Source organism: Streptomyces sp. NPDC102274 (assembly GCF_044766385.1).
Taxonomy (GTDB): domain Bacteria; phylum Actinomycetota; class Actinomycetes; order Streptomycetales; family Streptomycetaceae; genus Streptomyces.
This window is the reverse complement of sequence record NZ_JBIWLW010000155.1, coordinates 1-1,117: the sequence shown is the minus strand read 5'-3', so window position 1 is coordinate 1,117 and position 1,117 is coordinate 1. Positions and strand designations below refer to the sequence as shown.

Sequence of the window (1,117 nt, the reverse complement as noted above, 5' to 3'; positions counted from 1 at the left end):
ATCTTCTGCCACTCATGTGACCTAGGTCACTAGCAATTAAACCGGATGGTACGTATTTTCTTGGGGAGGGAAGCGAGCACACCCATATCCGAGCCCATAAGGGGGAACCATGTCCGTGAACACGTTCCGCATCGAACGGGCGCCACACGGCACAGAGCACACCCCGCACAACACCACGACACCAGGCACCGGTACACACCACCCGGCCCTGACCACCACCGTCCCGAAGGAATTCGTCCACCGCGCCGGCGTCGCCGAAGTGATGCTCACCGGCTGGCACCGCAAAAGCGAGAACCACTTCGGCATGACCGCCCAATGGCCACGCGGACACAGCTTCTTCACCCACGTGGCCGGACACCACGACCCGCTGATCGCCGCCGAAACGATCCGCCAGGCCGGAGCCCTCCTCGCCCACGCGGAATACGGCGTCCCCCTCGGCCACCACTTCCTGATGTCGGACCTCTCCCTCGCCACACACCCCGCCCACCTCCTCGCCGGCAGCACACCCGCCTCCCTCGACATCGACATCACCTGCAGAGAAGTGAAAAAACGCCGGGACACCCTCACAGGACTCCGCTACGACACCGTCATCCGCCGCGACGGACACACCGCCGCCACCGGCAGCGCCGCCTTCACCTGCACCTCACCCACCGTCTACCGACGCCTCAGAGCCGGCCGACTCCACAACAACCACCCCACACTCCCCCTCACCGCCCCCACCGCCCCCCAGAACGTCGGCCGCACCTCACCCACCGACGTCGTCCTCTCACCCACCACAAACCCACACCGCTGGCAACTCAGAGTCGACACCCGCCACCCCGTACTCTTCGAACACCCCGTCGACCACATACCAGGCATGATGCTCCTCGAAGCCGCCCGCCAAGCCACCACCGCCACCCTCGGATACACCACCCCACCACTCACCATCACCGGACAATTCACCCGCTACGCCGAACTCGACACCCCCTGCCACATCGAAACACACCACACCCCCACACCCACCCACACCCACCCCCACCACGACACCGTCCACATCACCGCCCACCAAAACAACCAACCCCTCTTCCACTCCACCATCACCACCACACCACCCACCACCTAACCCCACCCCACACCA

The 1,117-nt window shown here is 64.8% G+C and carries 1 protein-coding gene; it reads left to right on the top strand.

All coding sequences use genetic code 11. From position 1 onward, the window contains the following. Positions 1–109 precede the first annotated feature (109 nt). Positions 110–1,102: a ScbA/BarX family gamma-butyrolactone biosynthesis protein gene (locus ACIRQP_RS42515; RefSeq protein WP_403900859.1), complete on the top strand. Its 993-nt coding sequence runs from the start codon at positions 110–112 to the stop codon at positions 1,100–1,102. Positions 1,103–1,117 lie beyond the last annotated feature (15 nt).